Annotated in this window: 12 protein-coding genes; 5 read left to right on the top strand and 7 right to left on the bottom strand. The window is 39.6% G+C overall.

Annotated elements, in window-relative coordinates; genetic code table 11:
• Nucleotides 1-458 precede the first annotated feature (458 nt).
• Both I6N95_RS22695 and gdhA read right to left on the bottom strand, forming a co-directional pair.
• On the bottom strand, nucleotides 459-1,805 hold the full coding sequence (locus tag I6N95_RS22695) for a glucose-6-phosphate isomerase (protein WP_209531727.1): 1,347 nt from the start codon (nucleotides 1,803-1,805) through the stop codon (nucleotides 459-461).
• Between the two features lie 176 nt (nucleotides 1,806-1,981).
• Nucleotides 1,982-3,331 carry an NADP-specific glutamate dehydrogenase gene (gdhA, locus tag I6N95_RS22690; protein WP_209531725.1) on the bottom strand — a complete coding sequence of 450 codons (1,350 nt, stop codon included), beginning with the start codon at nucleotides 3,329-3,331 and terminating at the stop codon, nucleotides 1,982-1,984.
• 155 nt (nucleotides 3,332-3,486) lie between these two features.
• Between gdhA and I6N95_RS22685 the strand changes: the two genes are divergently transcribed.
• Both I6N95_RS22685 and I6N95_RS22680 read left to right on the top strand, forming a co-directional pair.
• On the top strand, nucleotides 3,487-4,755 hold the full coding sequence (locus I6N95_RS22685) for a BaiN/RdsA family NAD(P)/FAD-dependent oxidoreductase (protein ID WP_209531723.1): 1,269 nt from the start codon (nucleotides 3,487-3,489) through the stop codon (nucleotides 4,753-4,755).
• 72 nt (nucleotides 4,756-4,827) lie between these two features.
• The gene (locus I6N95_RS22680) at nucleotides 4,828-5,364 is read left to right on the top strand and encodes a hypothetical protein (RefSeq protein ID WP_209531722.1); all 537 of its coding nucleotides are present in this window, start codon (nucleotides 4,828-4,830) and stop codon (nucleotides 5,362-5,364) included.
• A gap of 17 nt (nucleotides 5,365-5,381) precedes the next feature.
• Here the strand turns inward: I6N95_RS22680 and I6N95_RS22675 are convergent, their stop codons facing one another.
• Genes I6N95_RS22675 through I6N95_RS22660 form a run of 4 tightly spaced genes read right to left on the bottom strand, consistent with a single transcriptional unit; the run spans nucleotide 5,382 to nucleotide 8,908 of the window.
• Nucleotides 5,382-6,377: a GNAT family N-acetyltransferase gene (locus tag I6N95_RS22675; protein ID WP_209531720.1), complete on the bottom strand. Its 996-nt coding sequence runs from the start codon at nucleotides 6,375-6,377 to the stop codon at nucleotides 5,382-5,384.
• Nucleotide 6,378: 1 nt separating this feature from the next.
• Nucleotides 6,379-7,197: a DUF2785 domain-containing protein gene (locus tag I6N95_RS22670; protein ID WP_209531717.1), complete on the bottom strand. Its 819-nt coding sequence runs from the start codon at nucleotides 7,195-7,197 to the stop codon at nucleotides 6,379-6,381.
• Between the two features lie 10 nt (nucleotides 7,198-7,207).
• A complete protein-coding gene (ybaK, locus tag I6N95_RS22665) occupies nucleotides 7,208-7,696 on the bottom strand; it encodes a Cys-tRNA(Pro) deacylase (RefSeq protein ID WP_209531715.1) in 489 nt (162 codons plus the stop codon).
• A gap of 36 nt (nucleotides 7,697-7,732) precedes the next feature.
• Nucleotides 7,733-8,908 (bottom strand): class I SAM-dependent rRNA methyltransferase, encoded by a 1,176-nt coding sequence (locus tag I6N95_RS22660; RefSeq protein ID WP_283809013.1) that lies wholly within the window; start codon nucleotides 8,906-8,908, stop codon nucleotides 7,733-7,735.
• Nucleotides 8,909-9,325: 417 nt separating this feature from the next.
• Here I6N95_RS22660 and I6N95_RS22655 point away from each other — a divergent pair, with 417 nt between their 5' ends.
• The 3 genes from I6N95_RS22655 (at nucleotide 9,326) to I6N95_RS22645 (ending at nucleotide 12,878) form a co-directional block, all read left to right on the top strand.
• Nucleotides 9,326-11,428 (top strand): LTA synthase family protein, encoded by a 2,103-nt coding sequence (locus tag I6N95_RS22655; RefSeq protein ID WP_209531751.1) that lies wholly within the window; start codon nucleotides 9,326-9,328, stop codon nucleotides 11,426-11,428.
• A gap of 129 nt (nucleotides 11,429-11,557) precedes the next feature.
• Nucleotides 11,558-12,322: an FtsX-like permease family protein gene (locus tag I6N95_RS22650; RefSeq protein WP_209531711.1), complete on the top strand. Its 765-nt coding sequence runs from the start codon at nucleotides 11,558-11,560 to the stop codon at nucleotides 12,320-12,322.
• A 13-nt stretch (nucleotides 12,323-12,335) separates the two neighbouring features.
• Nucleotides 12,336-12,878, top strand: coding sequence for a P-loop NTPase family protein (locus I6N95_RS22645; protein ID WP_209531709.1), 543 nt, complete (start codon nucleotides 12,336-12,338; stop codon nucleotides 12,876-12,878).
• An 83-nt stretch (nucleotides 12,879-12,961) separates the two neighbouring features.
• On the opposite strand, the gene I6N95_RS22640 is transcribed toward I6N95_RS22645, so the two are convergent.
• Complete coding sequence (locus I6N95_RS22640; protein ID WP_209531707.1) at nucleotides 12,962-22,090, bottom strand: SpaA isopeptide-forming pilin-related protein; 9,129 nt, start codon at nucleotides 22,088-22,090, stop codon at nucleotides 12,962-12,964.
• Nucleotides 22,091-22,606 lie beyond the last annotated feature (516 nt).

Below are 22,606 nucleotides of genomic sequence, written 5' to 3'. Positions count from 1 at the left end.
TTTACGGGATGTATATAATAAAAGAATAAACAGCAAAGCCCTGAATCCAATTAAGGACCAAGGCTTTTTTGCTAATATTGTAATACTACTACCGCATCATCATACACTTAGTTTTACCGGGGAACTATTTCTACAATCTCTTAGCAAGTTTTTTCTTAAACGGCTGACTACTCCCTATTTTTTTGTCGTATTATCAATTTCAATCCAGTCATAGTTAGAATTTTGACTAACCACATTATTAGGTAATTGTCTGTTTCGATAATAAAAACACGTTCATCATCCACAGCAAAGTGATAAGACACTTAATTTAACACAAAAAAGCACCTCTGCCATCGCTGACAGAGCCGCTTAATTTATAGATAATTTCTAGCCATCCACAACATTTGACGTAAAGCCAAATGATACTGGAGTGCTTCAATTTTCGTCAGAGGTACCACCTGTTTTCCTATAAGCCTATATTACAGGCGTGCTTCCAGTTCTTTTTGCAAGTCTTCAAAGCCTGGTTTACCTAAAAGAGCAAACATGTTCTTTTTGTAGGCTTCAACACCTGGTTGATCAAACGGATTAACACCATTTAGGTAACCTGAAATCCCTACTGCTATTTCAAAGAAATACATTAAGTAACCTAAAGTAAAGGCATCTGTTTCAGGAATCGTCACCACAAAGTTTGGTACATCGCCATCAGTATGAGCTAAAAGTGTCCCTTGGAAAGCTTTAGTGTTAACAAAATCAATGTCTTTACCTTGTAGGTAACCTAAGCCATCTAAGTCCTGTGCCAATTCTGGAATATTCAGATTGTGACGAGGTTTGTCTACTTTAATGACTGTTTCAAAAATATTGCGACGGCCTTCTTGAATGTATTGACCTAATGAATGCAAGTCAGTCGAGAAGTTAGCGCTTGATGGGTAAATGCCTTTTTGGTCTTTCCCCTCAGATTCGCCGAATAATTGTTTCCACCACTCTGAGAAGTATTGCAAGCCTGGTTCGTAGTTAATTAATAACTCCGTGACTTTACCTTTGCGGTATAAAACATTTCTTAAAGCGGCATATTGATACGCTTCATTTTCTGCTAATTGATCACTGCTATAAGCCTCACGAGCTGCAGCAGCACCTGCCATTAAGCCATCGATATCAGCTCCACTGGCAGCAATTGGCAATAGACCTACGGCGGTTAAAACTGAAAAACGTCCGCCAACGTCATCTGGAATAACAAATGTTTCCCACTTTTCAGCATCTGCCTCAACTTTAACGGCACCTTTCGCTTTATCAGTCGTAGCATAAATGCGTTTGTTCGCTTCCTCTTGTCCATATTTTTTAACTAACATTTCTTTAAAGATGCGGAAAGCAATTGCTGGCTCAGTCGTTGTTCCTGATTTTGAAATAACGTTAACTGAGAAATCGCGATCGCCGATGATGTGAATTAAATCAGCTAAATAAGAAGAGCTGATGCTGTTTCCAGCAAAGAAAATTTGTGGTGCTTTGCGCTCTGAGCTATCTAGCAAATTGTAGAATGAATGATTCAAGAAATCCAAAGCCGCTTTCGCGCCTAGGTATGAACCACCTATACCAATCACAACCAATACCTCAGAATCGTTTTGAATTTTTGTTGCGGCTTGCTTAATACGGGCAAACTCTTCTTTGTCATAATTGACAGGTAAATCAATCCAACCTAAATACTCATTGCCGGCGCCAGTTCCTTCTCTTAACTCTTTGTGAGCTGCTGAAACTGCGTTCTGCATATACCCTAACTCGTGCTCCCCAATATAAGAACCGATTTTAGAATAGTCAAAATGAATGTGTGACATTTTACATCCTCCTTCAAGGTTTTTAACTGATTGTTCAATACCTCTCTACTTTACGTTTTTTTCACTCATTTTTCAAGTAAACAAGCAAATTTCTCTGTAAAAAGTTTGAAATTGACTAAAAATTCAAAAAAAGAACGACCCTTATGAAGTTATAAGAGTCATTCTGTCTTTTTATTCTATACCAATCCTTGGCTGATCATCGCTTCAGCAACTTTGGCAAATCCAGCAATATTGGCGCCGGATAATAAGTCACCTTCTGTTGCATAGTCTTTAGCAGTGTCACGACAAGCTTCATAGATGCGTTTCATAATAGCGTCTAACTCTGAATCGACTTTTTCAAAGGTCCAAGGTAGGCGTTGAGAATTTTGAGCCATCTCAAGGGCAGAAACGGCCACACCACCAGCATTTGCGGCTTTACCTGGACAATAAACAACGCCGTTTTTCTCGAAGATGGCAACTGCATCTAAGGTACTTGGCATATTGGCCCCTTCAGCAACGATTTTAGCACCGCTCTTAACAAGAACTTCGGCATATTCAGCGCTGATTTCATTTTGAGTGGCACAAGGCAAGGCAATGTCATAGGCGTCTGAATAACTCCAAACAGACTTGCCTTCAAAGTAAGTCGCATTCGGTCTCTCAGCTGCATAAGCAGACAAACGCTCACGTTTTACTTCTTTGACTTCTTTTAGCAAAGTCAGATCAATGCCGTCAGGGTCATAGACATAACCACTTGAGTCAGAACATGTAATGGCTGTCGCTCCAAGTTCTTGTGCTTTTTGAATGGCATAAATCGCCACATTCCCACTACCTGAGACCACTACTTTTTTTCCTTCGAATGAATCGTTTTGATCGTTTAGTAAGTGTTTGACATAATAAACTAAGCCGTAACCCGTTGCTTCAGTCCGCGCTAAGCTTCCCCAGTAAGATAATGGTTTACCAGTTAAGACACCTGAGTGATGGCCATTCAAACGTTTGTACTGACCAAATAGGTAACCAATTTCCCGTCCGCCAACACCGATATCACCTGCTGGTACGTCAACGTCTGGTCCGATGTATTTTTGTAGCTCAGTCATAAAGCTTTGACAAAAACGCATAATTTCCGGATCAGATTTGCCTTTAGGATCGAAGTCACTACCACCTTTACCGCCACCAATTGGCAGACCCGTTAAACTATTTTTGAAAATTTGCTCGAAAGCTAAAAATTTTAAGACACTTTCTGTGACCGTTGGATGAAGTCTTAGACCACCTTTATATGGGCCTAAAGCTGAGTTGTATTGAATACGGAAACCACGATTGACTTTCCAGTCGCCTTTGTCATCTTGCCATGGCACTCTAAACTGGACAATCCGCTCAGGTTCTAGTAAGATTTCCAAGACGTTTGATTCTACGATTGCTGGATTCTTCTCCAAGTATGGCGCAATGGTCGGCAAAAATTCATGGATTGCTTGTAAGTACTCCGTTTGCCCCGCATTTTTTTCTTCCATCTTTGCTGTTAAACTGTCCAAATATTTCCCGATATTCGTCATTCAAACACCTCCATTTAATATGCTCTCAAGTATATCTCACTTTTTTTCAAAAAAAAAGAAAAAGCTGTTAATTTTCCAAATTTTCTGAAAACCTTACATTTTTCAATTTTCTCTCAAATTGTGGTAAACTTATGCTGAAATGGAGGAATATCCTAATGACAAAAGACGTTATTATAATCGGTGCTGGCACTAGTGGCATGATGGCTGCCATCTCCGCTGCTGAAAATGGCGCCCGTACTTTATTAATTGAAAAAAACAAACGAGTGGGTAAAAAACTCCTGTTAACTGGCGGTGGTCGCTGCAACGTGACGAATAACCGACCTGCTGAAGATATCATTCAACACATTCCTGGAAATGGCAAGTTTCTATACAGCGCCTTTTCTCAGTTTGACAACTTACAGATCATGGCCTTTTTTGAAGAAAATGGTGTCTCCCTCAAAGAAGAGGATCATGGGCGAATGTTTCCTGTCAGCAATCGTTCTAAAACGATTGTTGACTGTCTGACAGCTAAATTGACGGAACTTGGCGTGGAAATCTTAACGGAAGAAACCGTTAAACGTTTATTGATCGAAGATGGTCGCATCGTTGGTGTTCAACTGACTTCTGGCGATCGCCATGTGGCGCCCTGTGTCATTGTCTCAACTGGTGGTCAAACTTATTCGTACACTGGTTCAACCGGCGATGGTTATCGTTTTGCAAAAAAAGCCAATCATACCGTGACCCCACTTTACCCGACGGAATCGCCTTTAAAATCAAGTGATGCGTTTATTCAGAAAAAAACACTACAGGGGCTTGCTTTACAAGATGTCAGCTTGAGCGTTATAAATGGAAAAGGAAAAATCATTGTCAGCCACGAAATGGACTTGCTTTTCACTCACTTTGGTATTTCCGGTCCTGCTGCCCTTCGTTGTAGCATGTTTGTCAATCAAGAATTGCGTTCTCGCCACAGTGTGACACTTACCTTGGATGCTATGCCACAAAAAACTCTGCAAGAACTGATCCACATGATTGAAAGACGGCAACTCGAACAAGAACAAAAATCAATTAAAAATGGCTTAAAAAACCTTTTACCAGAACGTTATTTGGAGTTTCTACTAACAGAAGCTGACATTGATTTCAACTTACCTCTTAAACAATTCGATCCTAAGCAAATTGAACGCTTGGCAAAGCTGATTAAAGATTTTCGTCTAGAAGTCAACGGAACTTATCCAATTGATAAATCTTTTGTGACAGGCGGTGGAATTTCGCTGAAAGAAATCCAGCCCAAGTCCCTTGAAAGCAAATTGATTGATGGCTTGTTCTTTACTGGTGAAGTTCTTGATATTAATGGGTATACTGGTGGATACAACATAACGGCTGCCTTTGTAACAGGTTATGTTGCTGGAAAACATGCGGCGGAAATTGCCAGCTACTATCAGTATTAGCTATTTTTTGTAGTTCCTCTTAGATTGTTATATAATGGAGAGGCATTAGATTATGATTGTGGAGGGGTTTAAATGTTCCAACAAAAGAAAATCTACAAAACATTAGAAAATCGACAATTCACTGCTGAAAGCTTGCTAAAAGAACTAGCTGATATGAAAGAATTTAAGTTCGATTCCGTCTCTTACACGGGCCTCAATTTAAATTTTGACATGTTAATCACGCAAAACATTCGAGATGAACATTTCCAGTTGATTGAAGTACAAAACGGGTTAGCCAAAAAACCTTATCGTGCTTGGCAAGCTGATTTGAGCTTAGCCATTAATATTTACAATGCTTTCGCTGACTATACTAAAGCACATTTCGATGATTATTTGGCTGAAGCTAAAAAATACCAAGAAGAAACTGGCCACAGTCAGTCCTCTGCGGAGTATAAGGATTACTTTGAACAAGGTAATTCCATGTATTTCCATGATGTTTTGCACAGCGTCTTTAACCTTTCTCGTCGTCTTGATTTATCGATTGAAGACTTCGAAGAAGCCTTAGTCGCTGACAATGAAAAAACATCTGATTACCCTCTTCCTGAAAAAAAAGTATTTGACCATCACTAAATAAAAGCAGTTAAGGCCTAACGCTCGACCTTAACTGCTTTTTTATAGATAGTTTTTGTTAGTTCATAACTATAGGAGGACATCATCTGTTCCAACTGATTTTGCCACGAATGGTGATGGTACCCCACTTGTTTAAAGCCTGCCTGTTCGTATAACTTGATGGCTCTGGCATTTTCAGTATTAACTTCCAATGTGACTTTGGTCGCTGCCAGTTCGTCAAACAAATAGTTTAGTCCTAGTTGAAGGGCCCTACGACCTAGCCCTTTTCCGCGAAACTCCGCGGAGCCAATCTTCATTCCCATACTGAACGTCTTGAGCATTTCTTTCTTATAAGTAAACTCTCCAATCGCTTTTCCCTGATAGTCTATCACTAAAAAACCATTCGCAGAATCTTTTCCTTGAATTATTTTGCTAACCTCGTTGAGTGAGATATTTAACCCCTTGGGAAAGCCCACAGCTGCCATAGTCTCACCGTCATTCCACCATCGTTGAATTATCTCATAATCAGCCGTCATAACCTTTCGCATAAGCAGCCGCTTAACTTCTTTACGATAAACAAACTGTTCTCCGAGTGGCCCATTTAACCGTCGTCCAGTATCCTCAAAACCAAGTTCCAAGTATAGGCTTTGAGCCGGGATATTTTTGTGGTTAACAGCCAATACTATTTCGTCGCATTGAGGAAATTCCAAAGAAAGAAAACCAGCCAAAGCCTCCATTCCTCCCTTGCCAAATCCCTTCCCACGATACCGCTCATCTATCGACAGTGCGCGCAGTAATAGACTCTTAGGGTTATCAGTAAACTCTTTAGTTGCAGGGTAACCATTTAAACAAAAGAAGCCTACCACTACTTCTTCATGACAGATAAAAAGTGGAAACAGTTGGCCATCTTCGGTTAACTCTTTGACTTTTTCTTTTGGGTGAGCAGTAAAGGTGGCATTCGTTAGCTGATAGTTTGCTACAACTGATTGATCTTTTTGTGGGTTGTATTTTCTAAGGGACACCTGGGTACTCATTTTATCCCCCTTTGTGTTTAGATAGAATTAACGTTAGAAGTTGTTCACTGATTTCTGGTTTATTGCTTATGACTAATCGAAAGTAAAGTGCTTCGATAAACTGAAAAATTTTCCGTTCAAACTGATATGTTTCAAAGGGATCTTCCTCATTTTGCTTTACAGCCAAACGTACTAACATCTCTTTTAGCCACAAAACTAAATAATCAGCACTCTGTGGATATTTGACCAGTTGGGTCACGATTATTTGACATAAACGGCCTTCTTCATCGGCCATAAATGGTTCTGTTTTTCTGAATAAAACACATTCAATCGTCTGTTGAATCTCCGGTATCATCGCTTGAGTAAAACTAGGATGAGACACGATGCTTACAAGTAAATCCGCCCCATGAGCTACGCCATGCGCCCACCCCTTTGATTCCACATAACCCCGGGTGTCCTGTTCGGTTCTTAAATAAGTATTAGCTAACCTAAAAATCAACGCCAATTGCACCTCTGAAATAAACTGGGACTTACTGTCTTCTGCTATAATTAAGGCTAGAACCAATAGACTAAAGGTTCTTGTGAAAACACGATCTCCTGTCACTTCGTTAATCCCTGTCATAATCAGCTGTTTATCGAGTATTTGATCCAGCAACCACTGCTGTTGCTTCACTGATATTTCCCCTGTTGGAATCCCTGCATAAAATAAGTTACAAATAATTGAATCTCGCAACTCACTGTCTGGATGGCCAATGTATGTCAACATCTTTACTAACAACTCGTCTGAAAAAACAATGGTCGGTTGCTGGAGAACATTCTGTAATTCTGTTTTAATTTCCATCTTTTCTCCTTTACTTCACACTAAGCTCTGCGAACTCCCCTTTGACTAAATTAGCTAAGTCCTCGGCAGCAATTCCCAATTGCAAGCCTCTTTTGCCTGCCGAAACATGAATAATGCCTTTTTCTAAAGCTAGTTTATCAATATACGTTGGAAAAAGCTTTTTCATTCCAATCGGCGAACAACCACCACGAATATAACCAGTGGTCTGCTCTAACTCTTTTAATGGCAACATCTCAACTTTTTTATTGCCACTGACTTTTGCCAAGCTTTTTAAGTCAAGTTCCTGATTGCCAGGGATAACGGCCACAACTGGCCCAGTCTTATTGCCAACTGTTAGCAGTGTTTTAAAGACTGCGTCGACAGCCATCCCTAAATTATGGGCCGCTGTTACAGCGTCAATATGATCTTCGCTCCATTGATACTCTCGTTCTGTGTAAGGAATCTTGTGTTGCTCAACGATCCGAATCGCATTGGTCTTTTGAATTTTCTTTTTAGCCACCTTCAGTTCCTCCCTAAAAATTATGACAGATCATTGCTAGATAACCTCATAAATCAATACTTTTAAATAATTCCCCTCTTTAAAATGAGGATTGATCACAAAATCAGCCGGTAGGCGATGGGTTTCCATGCGTTTAAAGGCTCTCCCTTGATTCCTAAGAGCTGTTTCCACCATATTTCGGTACTTATCAAAGCTGACATTGGCAGCGTTGGTAGAGGCAATTAAGATCCCCTTGGTCACGAGTAAACCAGCAATATCTTCCACTAAGTCGCCATAGTTTTGGGCAACTGAAAAATTACGCTTCTTACTACGAGCAAAGCTCGGTGGATCTAAAATAATCATATCAAAACTCATTTTTTTGCGTTTCGCATAATTGAAGTATTCAAATACATCCATCACGACTATTTTATTGTTATCCAGTGACAATCCGTTAATTTCAAACATTTCCTTGGTTTTTGCTAAACTCCGTTTGGCTAAGTCCACACTGACGGTGCTTGCAGCCCCTCCCATCGCAGCCGCCACGGAAAATGCCCCAGTATAACTGAAGGTGTTCAACACATTTAGCCCTAAAGCTAAACCGTCAACTAAACGTCCACGAACGTCTTTCTGATCTAAAAAGATTCCCGTCATCATGCCATCATCTAGATACGTCGCAAAGGTCACCCCGTTTTCTTTGACCAATAAAGGGGTCGCTGCCTCTGCACCGTAAATGTGTTGACTTTCAGGTAGTCCGGCCAAATCAAAACGATTTTTTTCATAGGCCCCGGAAATAAAGGGAGCTTCTGCTAAAAGGGCGGCTATAATGATATCCCTCTGCTGATAAATGGTCGTATTATACCAGGTAAACAGCGCAAACGTATCATACACGTCAACGGTGACGCCCCCTAAACCATCTCCTTCACCATTAAACAAACGATAAGCAGTAGTCAGCTGATTGTCTATCTGTTGCCGTTGAACCACTGCTTTTGCAAATAGGTCACAGAAAAAATCCTGATCAATCAGCTCCTCCTGATTCTGACTTAACAACCAACCACAGCCTTTATTTTGTTTACCTAAATAGCCGGTTCCTAAATAATTTCCCTGAGGGTCCGTAAATCTCACCCAACCAGCTACTAATTGATCTGCTTCATTGATCAAATCCTGACTAGTAATTAAGGGGTATCCCTTTGTCAATTGCAGTGCTGCTCGCTTCGTTACTTTCACTTTTTTCATAATTATTCTCATTTCTGATATAAATTTCTTCACACTTTTTTAGTATTATTGTCTCAAAGACTATTCTATCACACTTAATACTAGTAGATAAGGTCATATGTATGACTTTTCAATCATAAATTTAGGATTATTTCTTAACACGTAAAGCTGAATTTTTTCTTAACATTTTCATGAAAATGATACAAATTGACTTTTTACTAGTATACTTGGTAAAATAGATAGTATGGGTTATTCTGCCCAGTGCTTATACCGCATTTTTGCACAGGAAGATGAGCTTTATTCGTGTACGATCAAACGTTCTGTCTTTCCTGATGATCAAATGCCTATTAACTTGAATCCATCATTTAATACCTTTAAAATTGAAAGGAAGTTTTGACATTGAAAAAATCGCATTACCCTAATTGGTTAAATACACGTATGGGGTTCTTTGCTCTCCTAGTTATTCTAACGTGGGCCAAAAGTATCTTCGCCTACTTAGTTGACTTTAATTTAGGAGTGGAAGATGCTTTCCAATACTTAATACTATTCATTAACCCATTTGCTACCACCATCTTTATGTTATCGGCTGCCCTCTATATTAAAAAGACCAAGGGCTCTTATATTACGATGCTGATCCTTTATTCACTGTTGACATTGCTCCTTTTCTCCAATGTCATTTATTATCGTGAATTCACTGATTTCATCACCATTAATACCATGTTAGGCGCTGGTAAAGTTTCCTCTGGATTAGGTGAAAGCGCGTTGCGTTTATTTAGACCTTATGATGTCTTGTATGTTGTCGATATTGTGGTGCTAATCGGATTATTGGCCACTAAAAAAATTAAAATGAGCACCACGCCAATCCGTGCTCGCTGGGCTTTTGCTATGACCGCTATGTCCTTCTTGTTATTTGCTGGAAATTTGTCTTTAGCTGAAATGAGCCGTTCCGAATTACTTAAACGGACCTTCTCCCGTAACCACATTGTTAAGTATTTAGGATTGAATGTCTTTACAGTATACGACGGTGTTCAAACATACAAAGCCAATCAAAACCGTGCGCAAGCAAGTGAAAATGATGTGGTCAGTATCAAAGAATACGTTGACCAACATCACGCAGCTCCTAACGCTGACAAATTTGGTATTGCCAAAGGGCGTAACGTCATTTACATTCACTTGGAAAGTCTGCAACAATTTATGATTGACTATAAATTAACAGACGAAAACGGTGTGGAACATGAAGTAACACCTTTCTTAAACAGCTTATACCATGCTCAAGATACCTTTAGCTTTGAAAATTCGTTCCATCAAGTTAAAGCTGGTAAAACCAGTGATGCGGAAACATTGTTAGAAAACTCCTTCTTCGGATTAGATCAAGGACCATTGTTTACCCAGCTAGGTGACAAAAATACCTTCCAAGCTGCTCCAGCTATCTTAGGCCAGGAAGCAGGCTACACAAGTGCTGTGTTCCACGGCAACGCCGGAACTTTCTGGAATCGTAATGAAACTTATAAACGATTTGGTTATAATTATTTCTTTGACGCTAGCTACTATGATGTTAATGAAAACAATTCATTCCAGTACGGTTTGCATGACAAACCATTTTTCCAACAATCCGTACAGTATCTGGAACATTTGCAACAACCTTTCTATACGAAGATGATCGCTGTCTCAAATCATTATCCTTACTCTGAATTTAAAGATGACGAGGCCGGTTTCCCGATGGCGAACACCAAAGATTCAACAATCAATGGCTACTTCGCAACCGCTAATTACCTTGATAAATCTGTTGAAGAGTTTTTCAACTATTTAAAAGCAAGTGGTTTGTATGAGAATTCAATGATTGTCTTATATGGTGATCACTACGGTGTCTCCGATTCTCGTAACACAGAGTTAGCTGAATTGCTTGGCCAAGATCCTACTACTTGGAGTAACTTCGACAACGCTCAAATGCAGCGTGTACCGTTGATGTTCCATATTCCAGGTAGAACTGATGGTAGCATTCAATCAACTTATGGTGGCCAAGTAGACATCTTACCGACATTATTAGGCTTGTTGGGCATTGACAGCTCTAAGTACTTACAACTGGGGCAAGATTTATTCTCCAAAGAGAACGAACAAGTGGTTGCTTTTAGAAATGGAAACTTCGTCACACCTAAATATACTGTTCTTGGAGACAAAATTTACATCAATGAAACCAAAGAATTAGTTGAAGAGCCTGGTGAAGAATTAACCCAAGAAATTGATGCGCTACGGGAAAAAGTGCAACTCCAGTTAAAAACCTCTGATGCCATCACCAATGGCGATTTGCTTCGTTATTATGATAGTGGCTTGAAAGAAGTTGTACCTGAAGATTATAATTACAAAAATCAATTGCAACAGATTGAAGATATTGAAAAAGAAAAAGGGGCGGCTTCAACGAGTGTTTACAGTAAACACAATAATCAATCAACGGTTGACTTATATGAAACAAAAACCTATAAACAATATCATCCTGATGCAACAGATCAAACTGCTACTTCTTCTTCGGAAGACAAAAAATAATCACTATCTAAGCAAGGAATCACATAAGATTCCTTGCTTTTTTGTACTTTATCCTTTTTTTTTCATATATTTTTCACATGTATTCTTTATACTATAGATATAAGGTTACCTTCTATACGGCGAATGGGGATGAGCAAAATTAAGAATGTATTTTCAAGTATCACTTATTACAAAAAATACAATATTATTCTATTTATCTTTTTCTCCATGGCCTTGTTGTGCCTGACTTGTCTCATCGTTTTAGATACGACGAGAGAATTAAAAGTCAGTGAGATTTCAGCCCGTTGGGATATTATCTACAAATTTTTACCTGGGATGAAGGCTAACGGTTTTGAAACTTTTTCTGCGGCTAGTCAAGCGCTTAAATCACGTTATTATCTGGTGGCAAAATTAGTCGTGGCGGGGATCAGTTTATTGCTGATACTCCTAACAGGAACACTGCTAATTAAACGCAGACGAGATATTAACTCTTTGCTAAACTTAGGTATCAAAAAATGGCGAGTCACGTTTCAATTAGTTGTAGAAGCCCTCTTTCCAATCATATTTAGCTTTTTTGCTATATTAGCTTTATTGTTAATTTTTCAATCAAGCTTCAAAACAGCAACCGTCTCTATCAATGATCATTTATTCAACGCTGAATTGCCTTATGAGTTAAACTTCGATACAGCTCATACGACTGCCATCGAATCAGATCAGGACAAAGAAAAAGTCCTTTTGCCTTTCAATGAACGCTCATTCTACTTTGTTGAAGCAAGTGACAAAACCTTTTCTTATCACAATGTCTTTTCAATTGTCTCACTCAGTTTTATCTTTTTATTATTGCTAAGTTCTCTGGCAGTGACACTGACCACTGCATTTCTTGTTAACTTTTTAGCGCAAACAATGTACTACTAAAGGTGGTGTTTTAATGGAACAACAAATCGATTATTGTCAGCACAATTTCCCTCCGGAACAGCCCTTTACCCTACTTTATTTAGAGTCTAGTGCCAAACACGGGGTTGAAAAAAAGAAAAAAAAACTATCTGATACGTTTGACAACTTTTATTACATTGGGCACAACAATTCTCTTTTACCATTTCTTACAATTGAAGAAAACATGATGCTAGGAGTCCATAAAAAAGAGCTGACTGGATACCAGCAAAAGCTTAAACAATGGGGGCATTATTTCAAACTTAAATCAACGCTGTCTTCTCTAAGACCTGATTCCATTACAGCCGAGACATGTATGTTAATTCATTTAGTTAGAGCTTTTTCCTTAGAGCGAGAGTTAGTTTTTATTGACGAAATTGCTTTGGGATTATCACATGATTTTGTTGATACCTTAATTCCTACGCTGATTAATTTAGCACATGATCAGCAACTATCGATTATCTTTGTTACAAATCGCATGGAGCTGATAGAAAAGTATCCTCAACAAGGAATTATTTTAGATGATAAACACAGCCTTTGAGGGGTTGTGTTTTTGGTTATGCAAAAAACCCCAAAGCTTAGAAAAGCTTTGGGGTTTTTATTCAGATCTGCATATTGACGATCTTAAGACACTCGCCGTTTTCTTCTAATTATCACATTCACCGCGATGATGCCTACCCCTAGAAGGGGGATAAATGGCCTTTGGTGATTGCTGGCTTGTGGTAAATCACCACGTCCTTTAGTTGATGTTGCTGGGTGTTTCACTGATTTCAATGGATCATTGTATTTGATTACTTGGACCGTTGGCAAACCAGTCCCCTCTTTAAGCGTTTCTTCAGCTTTAGCATTAATCTTAAAGGTGGTTGGCTCACTATTTAAGCGATAACCTGCTGGAGCCTTTGTTTCAATAAAGGCATAGTCTCCTGGTGCTAAGTCCTTAATCGTAATCTGCCCCTGAGAGTCAGTTATTATTTTTTTCTCAATGACATCGCCAGTATCATTAATTAACATAAACTCAGCGCCCTCTAAGGGTTTCATCGTCCCTGTGGCTTTTTTCGTTAATTTGACAGACCCTTGAAGATTGATCGCTTCAACTGTGACCACTTCTGGTTTATGACTACTTTCAGCTGGAATAGTAAAACTGAACTTATTGATTGATAAGACGTATCCAGCTGGCGCCTTTGTCTCTTTAAAGTAATAAGTACCAGGCGCTAAATCAGTCACTGAAATCGAGCCTTTAGCGTCAGAAACCAGCTCTTTGGCTATTAAGGTATCTTTTCCTTTATTTTGCAAATACAGCTCAAATTCGGCTCCTATTAACTCTTTTCCGTGATCGTCAACTTTGTTAAGGACGACTGAGCCTTGATAATTGACCAGACGTAAATTATTAATATCCTCATGACCATCTTGGCTTTCGGCAGCAATCGTAAAGGCCACTTTCTCGGTGTTAATCAGATAGCCTTTTGGTGGGACGGTCTCGACAAAGTAATAGGTTCCTGGCGCCAGATTTTCCGCTTTTACCCGACCATCTTGATCGCTTGTTAGACCGGTTTTGATTAGCTGATCATCACTGTCCACAATATTGAAGACTGCTCCTTGCAGACCTTCGCCGGCTTGATTGGTTTTTGTCAATTCCGCTGTCCCTTGATAGTTTTCAAAGATTAATTCTTTATTTAATCGATAAGCATTCTGTGGTTGTTCATCAGCACTGACCCCAATTTCAAATTCGATTGGTTCCAGACGCTTGATAAAACCAGCCGGTGCTAAGGTTTCTTCTAGGATGTATTTACCTGGAGCTAAGCCCGTTAATTCAATTTTGTCTGACCCTTTTAATGTCACCACATGGTCATCCAAGATCTCTTTGGTTTGCCCAGTGATCTTGCTCAATTTGAAGATCGCATCTTTTAAAACTCGTGTTGTTTCCACGCCGGATACTTTTTCAAAACTGATTCGGCCTTGATAATTGGTAAATAGGCCAGCTTTAACGACAGCAGGTTCCCCTTGAGCGCTATGAGCAATTGTAAAGGACTGCTTTTTAGTATTTAAAAGATAGCCATCAGGGGCCTGAGTTTCCACAAAAGCGTAATTGCCAGGCGCTAATCCTTCAACCGATACTAGCCCTTGATCATTTGAAACCAGTCCTTCGGCAACAACTGCCTCTTCCTGATTGATGACCTTAAACACAGCCCCTGCTAATGGTTGCCCATTCTCCGTTACTTTTTCAAGCTGAGCGACTCCTTGGTAATTGATTAAGGAAGGGCCTTTTGAGACTTCTGGTTGGCCATCGTCACTTTCTTTTACAACCACTCTGACTTTTTCCTTATTGACAAGATACCCCTCCGGGGCTTGAGTTTCCTCAAAGAAATAGGTTCCCGGCGCTAGGTCGGTCGCTATCACAATTCCTTGAGCGTTTGTTTCCAAGTCTTTGCGGATGGCCTTTCCTTCACTATCCAGAAGCTGGAAGTGAGCCCCTGTTAAAGCCGTCCCCTCGTGATTAACTTTTGAAATCTGAGCTGACCCTTGATAGTTAACAGCCGTTACTGCTACTTCTTCTGGCTTTTCTGTGACATTATCACTAATCGTAAACCAAACCTTTTCCGTGTTTATCAAGTAGTTACTTGGGGCTGCTTGTTCACTAAAATAATACGTTCCTGGGGCTAGATCAGCGACTTGTATTTTGCCAGCTTGATTAGTCAGTAAATCCTTAAAGACTAATGTGCCGTCTGCGCTATACAAATTAAAGATCGCATTTGCCAGTTTTTTATCTGCTTGATTAACTTTAGTTAATTCAACCTGTCCTTGATAATTGACTAACTGACCACCAAAGACCACTTGAGGGCCATTTAAGGCACGATCAGCGATGGTGAAGGCAATCGGTGTCTCATTTAACATGTAGCCCTTAACTGCCTTTGTTTCAACAAAGAAGTAGTTTCCTGGAGATAGGTTTGTCGCCTTCACGATTCCCTCTTGATTGGAAACAAGATTTTCTACTACAGTTTGTTTGTTTTCGTTTACGACCTTAAAAACAGCTCCTGCTAATCCTTGGCCTTTTTGATTCACTTTTGACAATTGTGCTGTCCCTTGATAGTTAGAAAAATTGCCTGCCATCACTACTGCAGGTTCGCCAATCGTTTCATTGACAATCGTAAACGGTAATTTTTCATCGTTTAATAAGTAGCCTGACGCCGCTTTAGTTTCGACGAAAAGATAGTTCCCTGGTGCTAATTGATTCGCCGTTACTAATCCTTCGTCATTTGACATCAGACCGCTTTGAACCAGTTTGCCATCAGCGGTCAGCACACTAAATTCAGCTCCTGCTAACTTTTGTCCTGCTTCGTCTACCTTAAGAAGTTGGGCGGTTCCTTGATAATTAGTGGCCGTAACCCAAAGTGTTTCAGGTACTTGATTAGCTTCTCCTTCAATGGTAAAGCTGATTTTTTCCCCATTAATCAGATAACCTGACGGTGCTTTCGTCTCTTTAAAATAATATGATCCTGGTGCTAAGTCGCCGACACTAATAAGCCCTTTTTCATTTGAGACTAACTCTTTGGCAACTAATGTGTCTTCGGCGTTATTTTGCTTAAATAGGCTAAACCTTGCATTGGCTAATGTTCCACCAGCTTGATTTTGCTTCGTCAGGGTTACTGACCCCCGATAGTTAATTAACTCCAAGCCTGAAATATCTACCCGTCCACTATCACTTGTTTCAGCAATAACAAACGGCACTTTTTCTTTGTTTAAAACATAACCAACAGGTGCTTGGGTTTCTACAAATACATAGCGACCTGGTGCTAAATCACCGGCCTTAACAACACCTTGACCATCTGATATCAGATCTGTTTGAATCACGTTCCCTTGACTATCTAAGATATTAAATACCGCACCAGAGATCCCTTTCCCCTTGGAATCCCGTTTGGTCAATTGGGCTGTCCCTTGATAGTTTTCAAATAACTCGCCGCCACTGCCATCGAACACACTACTAGGTATGCCACTGTTTTCAGGGGCAACTTCAAATTCAAAGGTCTTGGTTCTCGTAATAAAACCGACCGGTGCTTCGATTTCTTTGATTTCATAGTGCCCTGGCATTAAGCCAGTCAGAACAACTAGCCCTGTCGCATCTGCCGAGATTACTTGTTTCTCTAATTTTTCGCCTTTAGCCAAGCGACTTAGCTCAAATTTGGCGCCTCTCAACCCAAAGTTAACTGAATTTGGTGATTGACTACCATTTACTTTTCTAAAGCTAAATCTGCCTTGATAGTTCTTTAAGCTACCACTATTGACAACTGCCGGTTGTCCTGCCGCTGCTTCATCAATGGTAAACTCTTTTTCAATCGTATTTAAAATATAACCAGCAGGTGCTTTGGTCTCAACAAAAGCATAACGACCTGGGGCTAAATCAGTCACTGACACGACACCGTTAGTGGCCGACTGAAGCCCTTCACGAATCACAAGATCCTGACCAGTTTCATCTTTCTGATCTTTGCTGATAACCTTAAACTTAGCCTCGGATAAGGGCTGGCCGGCTTCATTTTCTTTTAATAACTGGGCTGATCCTTGGTAATTAATCGCCGTCACTTCAACGGAGTCTATTTGACTTTTGGCCGATGAGACCACTTCGAAGTTAACTTTTTCAGTATTGATTAAATAGCCAGCAGGCGCTGCCGTCTCTTCAAAATAATACTTCCCTGGCGCTAAATTCTCGACGACTAATTTACCTGCCTGATTCGTCATTAGTTTACTAGCTACTAGCTCTTTATTTTCCTTGTAAAGTGTAAATTCTGCGCCCTCTAATGGTTTCTTTTTATCATCACTCTTACTTAATTCAACGCTTCCTTGATAATTGATCAGTTCACCAGCTTGTTCCACCACTGGCACTCCTAGGTAACCACTCTTAATCGTAAAGGGCTGCGGGGTTTGATTTAACATAAAGCCAGCTGCTGCTTGTGTTTCCACAAAGGCATATTCCCCAGGGGCTAATCCAGCGACTTCCACAATCCCATTTTGGTTTGAAACTAACTCTTCAACGACTGTCTTACCTTGCTGATCGACTACTTTAAAAACGGCACCTGCCAAGCTATTTCCTGATGCTGATTTTTTGATTAATTGAGCCTTACTTTCGTAGTTTGTCAATCTGCCTGCCGCGACTTCCACAGGTTCCCCATAGCTAGATTCAACAATCGTAAAGGCGATTTTTTGCTGATTCAGAGCATAGCCATTAGGTGCTTTGGTTTCTTCAAAGAAATAATTCCCTGGTGCCAAGTGTTGAATCGAAACTTCCCCATCTTGATTCGCCACTAATCCAGCTTTGACTAATTCGCCAGTTTCTTTTATTACGTTGAACTCAGCTTTAGCTAATCGCTCACCTGCTTCATCTTGTTTAATCAAGCGGGCGGCCCCTTGGTAATTAATCGCTTGACGCGTTTTTACAACTGTCGGTTCTGTTTTGGCTTCTTGGCTGATAGTAAATTCATATTTTTCCGTATTGATCAAATAGCCAACAGGCGCCTGTGTTTCTTGGAAATAATATTCTCCACTGGCTAACCCACTAACCAGAACTTTACCATTACTATCTGAGACTAAAGCTGATTTTACCTTAGTGCCGTCTTTTTGGAATAAACTAAAGATCGCCCCTTTTAATGGTAATTTCGCCGCCGAAACTTTTTCAAGTTCAGCTGAACCTTGATAGTTTTCCAAAGCATCTAATGTGATGACTGCCGGTTCCCCTTCAGCGGTTCCACTGATCTCAACAGTCTTCGGTGTCTGATTTAATAAATAACCTGACGGTGCTTCTATCTCAACAATCGTGTAACGTCCTGGTGGTAACTCGACTGACACAAGCCCTTTTTCATCAGAGCTTACCACTTTGACAACCTTCAAGTTGCGATCTAAAACATTGAACTTGGCCCCTTGTAGGCCCTTGCCTTGATTATCAATTTTGCGAAACTCAACGGTTCCTTGATAATTAATATAGGCTCCTAAGGAAAGTTTGCTGGTCTCCTGACCAGTTATATTAAACTCAACCGTTGCCAAATTTTTAATAAATCCTGGAGCAGGGCTGACTTCTGTCAGACGATAAGCTCCTTTTAAGAGTCCTTCGATCAACACTTTCCCTTGTTGATTACTAGTCAACTCCTGATAGCCAAGAACTGGTTGATACCGGCCTTGAGAATCTTTCATACTAAGGTTAAAAATAGCTCCCGCCAACGGATTGCCTTTAACATCTTGTTTAATCAATTCGACTTGATTAAGTTGATTGGTGACAATCAGTGGATGAGCGACATCTGCATTGGCCTTGCTGACAGTAATAAGTTTGCCATCTCGCAATTCTTCTGACACCAGATAGCCATCTTGCTGAACAACTTCTTTTAGTATGTAAGTACCGGTTAACATGTTTTGGACGAATGCCAAACCATTGTCATCGGTTGTGATCGTCCGCATTAACTTGCCGGTTTTACTATTTAAGATTTCAAAAGTAATCCCCTTTAAAGGCTGGCCATGGTCATCTGTTTTCTTCAAATAAAAATGAAGTTTTTCACCACTCCCTGTCCCTCCACCTTCAGAGGTTTCAACTTGGATTGTACTTTCTTTATCTTGAGTGACTGTTCTAACGTTATCGCCAGAAATTGAGACTTTATTACTTACTGCTTTTTCGCCTTTGGCCAGCATTAAATCCGCTGTATAACTGATTTGATAGGCCTTCGAAATTTTGTGATTAAAACTGATTGTCATAACTTCTTCCCCAGTTGTATCATCACGGGTTACTGAAAGTTGATAGTCGTTGTCTTTAGTTAAAATGGTGTCTGTCAATGACAATTCGCCTTTGTCATTGCTCGCCAGTTCGACGACTTTTACACTCTCTGGATTGAGTTGCTGATTAACTGATGGATAATCTTTCAAGACAACATTACTTAACGTGGACTGGCTTGGATTAACGAGAATATCCCAACTAATAATATCTGGATTATTCGGATCTTGTCGACCACCCTTGCTAGCAAACGTTCCCCCATTTTTAATGGAGACACTGCCAGTAATCGTATCTTTAACTTTTCCCTCTTCTTCTAAAGTCGCCGTATTTTGATAGTTTTTGTCAGCATCAACAATTTGATCGGCTAAAGTTGTTTTAAAGACCAGTTGATAGCCAACTTTTTCGCTATTTTCTGGTAAATTTACAATTAAGGTCTTAACTTCTTCATCATTTTGTACGATAATGTCTATAGGGGTTATTTCTTTCAGTTCTTTGATTTCGCCGTCAGAAGATACTGTATAAGAATATAACTTTGCTGAATTTGGGACGTATTGCTGATTTCCTCGGATAGGGTCTACAATACGTCCTTTATTAATGGTGTCACGATTAAAATTTGTATTAAGGGTCCAAGTAATTTCTTTTGAGACCGCACTATAAGAACCATACTTACTGCCGTTGACATAGGTTTCTTTTTTAGGTGTAAATTTATCCTCAGATGTATTGGTTTTCTTGTCGCCCTTTTTATCGGTCCAATTTGCCACAGCACGATTGAGGTAAGGAAGATTTTCGCCAATCAATTCCTTCTTATCAAAGGCAGTTTGATACTCAATGGTGAAGGCTTTGTTCGTTGTTTGATACTGGCCTATCAGTTTAATTCTAAAACCATCTTTTGGCTCTGTTTTGATAAACTCATAGTCCACGCCTTCTTTGAGTAATTCGCCACCCTGCTCTTTCATCACAAATGTTTCTGGTAGAAAGGTTAGTCCTTTGTTGGGAAAACTATCGGTTAATTCCCAATTTGTCATCTGGTAGTTATTATTATTGACCGTCATTCCCCAAGATAAGGTTTTATTCGCATAATCCACACCAGCGTAGCGTTTAATTAATCCTTGTTTAGTTGTTGTGCCACTTGTCCCTGATTCGATGTCACCGACTGTTTGAATCTTATTACTCACTTTTTGCTGAGTATCATCAATAATTAGACCATCTTTGATCTTCGTCGTATAAGTCATGTTAATCGCTTTGGTCACATCATTCACAAAATCGACTCGGAAACCTTGATCAACTGGTGTTAATTTATAATCTTTATCCACTATCAATTTAGCACCGAGTTTATAGGTGCCGTCTGCTTGGGCATCCATGAAATGAAGGGCTACCGATTGATCCACTAGGACGAGATTATCAGAGAATTGATCTGCTAAATAAGCATCACTGGCTTTAATCGTCTTTTCACCATAATTGTATTTAACAGTCCAATCAAAACTCAAATCGGCTGGTCGGTATATCGGCTGCTCTTTTTCAAGTACTTTACCGTATTGACCTGTCACCGTGGCAGTTGCTTTTAGCTCACTGCCGTCAGCAGCAGTCGTTGTCACATGATTAACAAATTCTAAGGGACCCCCCTCATCTGGTTTGCTATCTTCATTGATGCTGGTTTCATAAACAATTCGGTAAGCTTTCCTACTAGTTCCAGAAAATAAGACTTCTTGGCCTGACACTTGATACTCCGATGGAGGGATTTCTCCTAGATTCTCGTTCGTCACATTCCCTTCAAAGTCCACAGCAATTTCGTAAACTTTAACCCCTTTTAGCGTTAAGCCTGCTGGTAATTCTTCTTTCACCAATAAATCGGTGCGTTCAGCTTTCGTTTTATTCACAAATACTTCCCAGGTGACCTGAGTTGGATTAAGAGCTTTATCGAACTTCCCACGTTTATCAATCGATTCATTTTCTTCCGAATAAATTGGCACTTTTATGGTGACATCTTTCTCTTTAACAGGGAAAACAATGTCCACATCTTCTGGTGAGGTAATCACTTTTTCATTAAATTTTGTCGTAAACCAAAAATCACCCGCAATATTTTGCAAATGTTCCACTTCTTCGGTAAAGGTGAAAACAACTTTCCCATCAGTGGTCACTGTGTATTTGGCAACAACTTCACCATCACTATTTGTTAATTCCTTATCAATCGCAGCGGCTGTCACCTTTAATTCTGGTGGCAACTGGAAGGTATAAGTATCGCCAGCTTTGATAGTTTGACGCAGTTCTTCAGTTAAGGACCATTTGTATGTCACCTTAATTTCAGAGGTAAGTGTCGGTTTTAATGGATCTGGTGTAATCTCCAGGGTTACCCCATCAAAGATGTTTTCCAAAATAGCATTGCTGACTGTTCTGTTAAGGTTGTTCTTGTTGACCTCTTCTTTAGTTTGACTAGTTGAAGTATTATCAGCTGATTCAGCAATGGCTGAATCAACTGCTGAGTCACTTGACTCTAACGTTGACTCTTGAAACACTGGAAAATCAATAGCCATTTCTCCCAATTGACTGCTTAGTACAAGCTGATCGCTTTCCACGCCTTGGCCTTGATAACTAAAAGGAATCTTTAGATCAAATAGTTGACTGCCAATAACTTCAGGTAAGATTTTAAGGGAGACTTTTTGCCCTTTGATAATAGCCTCTCCAATAAGTTGGTTGTCATTATTAATTACCTCGACTGACTCTTCTATCATCTTGATATTGGAGCTAACTGATATGTCAATTGACTCTGTATTTTCTGTAACTTTGTGTAGCGTTCCTTTCAGAGCTAACCAATAAGTTTGGGCCTTTTTTAATGGCCGTTCTTGATTAACTACTTCCTGATGTTCATCCATAACCTCCCCATCAAGTTCTTTTAAGGTTAAAGGTGACACTGGTTGCTCATTAATTGACTCCGCTACAGCCACAACTGGCACCAAAATACTTTGTAACAACAGCACAATCAGTGCAATCAGCGGTATGATTTTTTTCATTATCTCTCCGTCCTCTCCTACTAAATATGATTAAAATGCAAGATTCGTTATGTTTAACAGCTCATTATCGAGAGTATTAACGAACACAAAAAAAGTCAGCCTATTTAGTATATGTTTAGACATCCAGATATTCATTTCAAAAAATTCACATCAATATCACATTTTTGAATCTCATTACTTTTTGTTAGTTACCCTCAAACAGTTTCACGCTTACATCATGATAAAATAAGAACTTCAGAGAATTGTCTGAAAATTAAAACCGTTATCAATCTATTCCCTATCATAGTACAAAAAATTTGACATTAATCTTTTTTTAAGTATAATTTAATCTTCAACTAGTTCACTTAGCGTAAATAAACATGTTCGTAAACAGATGCACAAAGTTCCTTTTCCAAAGATGACTTCTTCCTACCTCGTAACATTCACAAAAAAAGAATATTTATTCAAAATTAATTCAACCAAGACGACAAAAAAAGACCACATTTCCGATTGATATGTGATCTTTTTCCTTATCTA

The sequence above is a fragment of the Vagococcus allomyrinae genome, assembly GCF_017829975.1.
GTDB classification, from domain to species: Bacteria; Bacillota; Bacilli; order Lactobacillales; family Vagococcaceae; genus Vagococcus_D; species Vagococcus_D allomyrinae.
This window is presented reverse-complemented; position numbering and strand designations above follow the sequence as displayed.